The sequence below is a fragment of the Streptomyces sp. NPDC006283 genome (assembly GCF_040613325.1).
In the GTDB taxonomy this organism is placed as follows: domain Bacteria; phylum Actinomycetota; class Actinomycetes; order Streptomycetales; family Streptomycetaceae; genus Streptomyces.
In genome coordinates, this window is record NZ_JBEXRZ010000313.1 from 1 (window position 1) to 6,010 (window position 6,010).

The following is a 6,010-nucleotide window of genomic DNA, read 5'->3' on the forward strand; positions in this document are numbered from 1 at the left end:
GGGGCATCTTCGGGCACGGCAACGTCGCGGGTGTCGGACAGGCGCTCCTCGAATCGGCCGAGGTCTCAGACCGCCGCGCTCTCCCGCACGGCCGCGCGGTTACGGGCCTCGATCACTTCCTCGGGCTCCTTCGGGGTGCCGAGGCCGGCCATCTTCATCGCGCCGCCGACGGCAGCGCCGAGCAGGATGAGGGCGAAGCCCGCCCAGAAGCCGACCGGACTGTTCGCCACCATGAAGACGCCTGCCACGCAGAAGCCGATGAAGGCGATGATGGTGCCGGTCCAGGCGGCCGGGGTGTGTCCGTGGCTGCTGCCCGCCATGAGTTGCTCCTCGTTTCTGGTGCGATGTCGTGAGCCGGTGCTCAAGCTGAGCCCGGGCGCTCGTCAGTCATTGTCCCGTACGCCGGGACGCGGGCCGATCGGGGGTCACGCTTCGCGCGTGGGGTCCTCACCGCGGTCCAGCGCCTTCCACAGATCCTCGGGGCGGTCCGGGTCGGCGGGCCGGGCCGCCTTGCGGGGCCGGGGGCTGCCGTCGCGTTCGTAGCGGCCGGACATGGAGGGCCACTGGCGGCCGAACCGGAGGGCCAGGAGGCCGGCGAGCAGGATCAGTACGCCACCCGCGGCGGTGACGTACGGCCACGCGGTGTGGGTGAGCGCGTCGACGGTGGCGGCGGCGTCGCCGGTGGTACGGGCGGCCTTCTCGTCGAGGGCTTCGCCGTCGGACGCGCCGAGGAGCGCGGCCGCCGCGGCGCCCGCACCGCTCAGCGCGAGCAGCGCGGCAACGAGGAGCCGGCCTGCGCGGCGTACGGCGAAGACGGCGACGAGCGCGGCCAGGCCCACGATCGCGAGCGCCGTGGGAACGCCGGTGACGTCGGAGCCCTTGGCGTCGAGGGACACGGTCCCGCCGCCGACGGACGCCGTGCCCTCGGCCCAGATCCGGCCGGCCGCGAGCAGGACGACGGTAGCGCCGACGGCTCCGAGGAACAGGGCGATGGCCAGGCTGCGTCGGCTGCTTGTGGCGGCCGTCGCGGCTGCGGCTCGGGGCTGGGGTACGGGTACGGCACTCACGCCCTCCACTATCCCTTACCGCTCCCGGTGCCGTTCAGGCGGTTGGCCGTGTGGACGGCACGCAGCACCGCGGCCGCCTTGTTGCGGCACTCGGTGTCCTCGGCGACGGGGTCGGAGTCGGCCACGACACCTGCCCCGGCCTGCACATACGCCGTTCCGTCGCGCAGCAGGGCGGTGCGGATGGCGATGGCGGTGTCGGAGTCGCCGGCGAAGTCGAGGTAGCCGACACAGCCGCCGTAGAGGCCGCGGCGCGAGGGCTCGAGTTCGTCGATGATCTGCATGGCGCGGGGTTTGGGCGCGCCGGAAAGGGTGCCCGCGGGGAAGCAGGCCGTCAGCACGTCGAAGGCGGTGCGTCCTTCGGCGACCTTGCCGGTCACGGTCGACACGATGTGCATGACGTGGGAGTACCGCTCGATCGACATGAAGTCGACGACCTCGACGCTGCCGGGCTCGCACACCCGGCCCAGGTCGTTGCGGCCGAGGTCGACGAGCATCAGGTGCTCGGCCCGCTCCTTGGGGTCGGCGAGCAGTTCCTCCGCGAGGTCGTGGTCCTCCTGGGGGGTGGCGCCGCGCGGCCGCGTGCCGGCGATCGGGTGGACCATGGCGTGCCCGTCCTCGACCTTGACGAGCGCCTCGGGGCTGGAGCCGACGACGTCGAAGCCGTCGAACCGGAAGAGGTACATGTACGGCGACGGATTGGTGGCGCGCAGCACCCGGTAGACGTCCAGCGCGCTCGCGGCGCACGGGGTTTCGAAGCGCTGGGAGGGGACGACCTGGAAGGCCTCGCCGGCCCGGATGCGCTCCTTGATGTCCTCGACGGCGGCCTGGTAGTCGGTGCCGCCCCACAGCGCGGAGAACTCCGGCAGCTCGGATGCGGGCAGCGCGGCGGGCGGTGACGCGAGCGGCCCGGCGAGGTCCGCCTCCATGGCGTCGAGCCGGGCGACGGCGTCCGCGTGGGCCTCGTCGACGCCGGTGTCGAGGTCGTTGTGGTTGATCGCGTTGGCGATCAGCAGGACGGTGCCGTCCCAGTGGTCCAGGACGGCGAGGTCCGACGTGAGCAGCATGGTGAGCTCGGGCAGCTTCAGGTCGTCGCGCTCGCCGGGGCCGATCTTCTCCAGTCGGCGCACGATGTCGTAGCCGAGGTAGCCGACCATGCCGCCGGTGAAGGGCGGCATGCCGGACGCGAGGTCACGGGGAGTGTGCAGCGCGTCGACGGTGGCGCGCAGGGCCTTCAGGGGGTCGCCGCCGGTGGGGACGCCGACCGGCGGGTTGCCCAGCCAGTGCGCCTGTTCGTCGCGGACGGTCAACGTCGCGTCGGAGCGGACTCCGATGAAGGAGTAGCGCGACCAGGACCGGCCGTTCTCGGCCGACTCCAGCAGAAAGGTGCCGGGACGTTCCGCGGCGAGCTTGCGGTACAGCCCGACGGGCGTGTCGCCGTCCGCGAGGAGCCGGCGGCTGACGGGGATGACGCGGCGGTCGGCGGCGAGCTTGCGGAACGTCTCGAGATCCATGGCGCCAGACCCTACTTGTCGAGGAGTACGTCGGCGTCGAAACAGGTGCGGGCCCCGGTGTGGCAGGCGGCGCCCACCTGGTCGACCTTGACGAGGACGGTGTCGGCGTCGCAGTCGAGGGCCACCGACTTGACGTGCTGGACATGGCCGGAGGTGTCGCCCTTGACCCAGTACTCCCGGCGGCTGCGGGACCAGTAGGTGCATCGGCCGGTGGTCAGGGTGCGGTGCAGCGCCTCGTCGTCCATCCAGCCGAGCATGAGCACCTCACCGGTGTCGTACTGCTGGGCGATGGCGGGAACCAGTCCGTCGGCGCTCCGCTTGAGGCGGGCGGCGATGGCCGGGTCGAGGCTGCTTTCGGGGACACTGCTGGTCATACGGCCCATTGTGCCGTGCCGAAGGTGGTGGCCGGGCGGTGCGTCCACTGGGCGGACCCGGTGCCCCCGCCGTACGCTGACGGGCATGTCGACCCATGCCAAGCGTGAACGACTCCTGCTGGCCGACCTGTTGGAGACGGCCGGTCCGGACGCGCCGACCCTGTGCGAGGGCTGGCGGACCCGGGAGCTCGCGGCCCACGTGGTGATGCGCGAGCGGCGGCCCGACGCGGCGGGCGGGATACTGCTCAGCGCGCTCAGGGACAGGGCGGAGCGGATCCAGGCCGAGTTCGCCGCCAAGCCGTACGGGGAGCTGGTGCACCTCATCCGGACCGGGCCGCCGCGGATGTCCCCGTACGGGATCAAGCCGATCGACGAGGCCGCGAACACGGTGGAGTTCTTCGTGCACGCGGAGGACGTACGGCGGGCGCAGCCGGAGTGGCTGCCGCGCGAGCTGGACCGGATCTTCGAGAACGCGCTGTGGTCACGACTGGAGAAGGCCGCGCGGCTGCTCGGCAGGAAGTCGCCCGTGGGTCTGGTGCTGCGCAGGCCGAACGGCCAGACGACGGTGGCCCACAAGGGCACTCCGGTGGTGACGGTGACCGGCGAGGCGGGCGAGCTGACGCTTTTCGCCTTCGGGCGGCAGGACGTGGCCCAGGTGGACCTCGAAGGCGACAAGGACGCGATCACCAGACTGCGCCAGGTCGGGCTCGGCATCTGAGATCTGCGCCCGCGCGGGAGGCCCGCCGCGCTCCGCTCACCGGGTGTTCCTTTCACGGCTCACCGGCAGGGCTGCCGCCCACCGTGCGGGCCGGGAGCCGGGCGCGCGGTGGCCCGGGGTGCGGCGGGTAGGGCGGGAGCCGAGGAGCGCGAGCGCGAAGCCCGCCGGGATGGTGACGAACCCGGGCGTCTGCAGCGGGAACCAGTGGAAGTCGCGGTCCGGGAAGAGCGAGATCGGTGTGCCCGACGCCGCCGGCGAGAAGGCCATCAGGACGGCGACCAGCGGCAGCGTCCCGTACACCGCCCAGCGCACTCCGGCGGCCGTGAAACCCCGGCGGAAGATCCCGTAGAGCAGGACGGGGGGCAGTACGGAGGCGGCCGCGGCGAAGGAGAAGGAGAGAAGGACCTGGGGGTTGCGCCCGTAGGTCTGCGTCGAGACGAACACGGCGAGGGCACCGACCGCGGCGACCGCGCACCGCGCCAGACGGACCTCCCCGGCCATCGAGCGCCTGCCCTTGGCGTCGGTCCCCCAGGGCAGGGTGAAGTCACGGGCGAGGGTCGAGGCCGCGGCGAGGGTGATCCCCGCGACCGTGGAGAGCGTGGTGGCGAACACGGCGCAGGCCACCACGGCGAAGAGCATGCTGTGCCGGGGTCCGCCGGCCTCGGGATCGAGGGCCGTGGTCACCATGAGGAGGGCGGTGTTGCCTCCCGGGTCGGCGGCCAGCAGCAGTTCGCTGCCGACGAGGGCCGCCGCGCCGAACCCGATCACGACCACGCCAGCGCACAACAGGGCGACGGGCGCGACGGCCCACGTGGCGGCGCGGCGCAGGCTGCGCGTGCCGCGCATCGGGTGCAGCCGCATGGTGATGTGGGGCATGCAGGCGGCGCCCAGGAGCAGCGTCATCAGGAAGCCGATCAGGTCCAGCCGCCCGGTGAGGTCGTGCCCGAACTGCAGGCCCGGCGCGGCGTATGCGTCGCCCCGCCCGCTGCCCTGTTCGGCGGCGTCGAAGAGGGAGCCGGGCGACCAGCCGAAGCGTTCAAGCACCAGACCGGCGAGCAGCAGGACGACGGCGAGGACGACGAACGTCTTGAGGATCTGGATGTAGCCCGTGCCGCGCATGCCGCCGAAGGCGGAGTAGCAGACCATCAGCGCCCCGCTGGCGATCGTGCATCCGGTGAGCGCGCCGGGCGGGAGGTCGAACATCGCCGTCATGATCTTCCCGGAGGTGGAGAGCTGGACCACCAGCAGCGGGAACAGGACGATCAGCGCCGTGATCCCGAGGGCCGTGCGCACGGAGCGGTCGGCGAGGCGTTCCGTGAGGAAGTCCCCCAGCGTGTAGACACCTTCACGGCGCAGCGGCCGCGCCAGCACCACCATCACCAGGATCAGTGAGCCGACGGTGGCGCAGGCGAAGAGGATGCCGTCGGTTCCGGCGAGGGCGACCGAGCCGGTGGTGCTGAGCAGGGTCGCGGCGGAGACGTAGTCCCCCGCCACGGCCAGCCCGCCGCCGACCGGGCCGAGTGCCGCCCCGCCCGCGTAGAAGTGCTCGGGGTCGTCCTGGTCGGCGGCGGCCAGACCGCACAGCAGGAGCGACACCGCGACGAACGCGAGGAAGACGACGAGTGCGAGGGACCGGCCCTCGAACCCGGCGCTCGAAGCGACGGGTAGGGCGAGGAGCACATGAGATGACATGCCGGATACCGCACCAGGGCGGCGGATGCCCGTACAGAGGTGGCCGCCCCTGCGGTGCCCGCGCACAGGCGCAGGCAGGCCCCGGCTGTGCGGCGGCACACCCTGCGGCGTCAGGTCTCCAGGAGCCTGCGGGCCGCGAGGGCGAGGGAGACCTCGACGAGATCGGACGGCCGTGACAGTGAGCGGCCGGTGAGCTGTTCGAAGCGGCGGAGCCGGTTGAGCACGGTGTTGCGGTGACAGTAGAGCCGCGTCGCCGCGCGTTGCGCGGAGCCCTCGGCGTCGAGCCATGCGGTGAGCGTCTCGACGAGCAGATCGCGGTCGGCCGGGTCGATCCCGTGCAGCGGGCCCAGTACGCGCTCCGCGAGCGCCCGGCCGAGGGGCGGGGAGGAGACGACGAGGGCGGCGGGGAGGTGTTCCTCGAGGAGTACGACACCGCCGGTGCGGGGGCAGGCCCGCAGTGCGGTGCCGGCGTGTCTTCGCGCCTTCCCGAGGGCGGCGAGCCCGACGACGGCTGAGCTGATACCGACACCGACGACGACCGCCGTACGGTGACCCTCCACGAGGACGGCTCCGTCGAGGTCAGGGACAACGGCCGCGGCATCCCCGTGGACGTGGAGCCCAAGACGGGGCTCTCGGGCATCGAGGTGG

The 6,010-nt window shown here is 72.6% G+C and carries 7 protein-coding genes; 1 reads left to right on the forward strand and 6 read right to left on the reverse strand.

The features are described from left to right. Positions 1 to 65: 65 nt before the first annotated feature. The 4 genes from ABZ070_RS34675 to hisI all read right to left on the reverse strand — a co-directional run bounded on the left by ABZ070_RS34675 (position 66) and on the right by hisI (position 2,952). Positions 66 to 320 carry an HGxxPAAW family protein gene (locus ABZ070_RS34675; RefSeq protein ID WP_356639868.1) on the reverse strand — a complete coding sequence of 85 codons (255 nt, stop codon included), beginning with the start codon at positions 318 to 320 and terminating at the stop codon, positions 66 to 68. Between the two features lie 105 nt (positions 321 to 425). Further along, entirely contained in the window at positions 426 to 1,076 is a 651-nt protein-coding gene (locus ABZ070_RS34680) for a TIGR02234 family membrane protein (protein WP_356639870.1), read from the reverse strand. Continuing rightward, positions 1,076 to 2,578 (reverse strand): anthranilate synthase component I, encoded by a 1,503-nt coding sequence (locus tag ABZ070_RS34685; RefSeq protein WP_356639872.1) that lies wholly within the window; start codon positions 2,576 to 2,578, stop codon positions 1,076 to 1,078. The genes ABZ070_RS34680 and ABZ070_RS34685 overlap by 1 nt, the downstream gene beginning before the upstream one ends. A gap of 11 nt (positions 2,579 to 2,589) precedes the next feature. Next, positions 2,590 to 2,952 carry a phosphoribosyl-AMP cyclohydrolase gene (gene hisI / locus ABZ070_RS34690; protein ID WP_356639874.1) on the reverse strand — a complete coding sequence of 121 codons (363 nt, stop codon included), beginning with the start codon at positions 2,950 to 2,952 and terminating at the stop codon, positions 2,590 to 2,592. Positions 2,953 to 3,037: 85 nt separating this feature from the next. Between hisI and ABZ070_RS34695 the strand changes: the two genes are divergently transcribed. After that, positions 3,038 to 3,670: a TIGR03085 family metal-binding protein gene (locus ABZ070_RS34695; RefSeq protein ID WP_356639876.1), complete on the forward strand. Its 633-nt coding sequence runs from the start codon at positions 3,038 to 3,040 to the stop codon at positions 3,668 to 3,670. A 36-nt stretch (positions 3,671 to 3,706) separates the two neighbouring features. Here ABZ070_RS34695 and ABZ070_RS34700 read toward each other — a convergent pair whose 3' ends face one another. Continuing rightward, a complete protein-coding gene (locus ABZ070_RS34700; RefSeq protein ID WP_356639878.1) occupies positions 3,707 to 5,362 on the reverse strand; it encodes a cation acetate symporter in 1,656 nt (551 codons plus the stop codon). Between the two features lie 110 nt (positions 5,363 to 5,472). After that, on the reverse strand, positions 5,473 to 6,010 hold a 538-nt coding region (locus ABZ070_RS34705; protein ID WP_356639880.1), incomplete at its 5' end, for a helix-turn-helix domain-containing protein.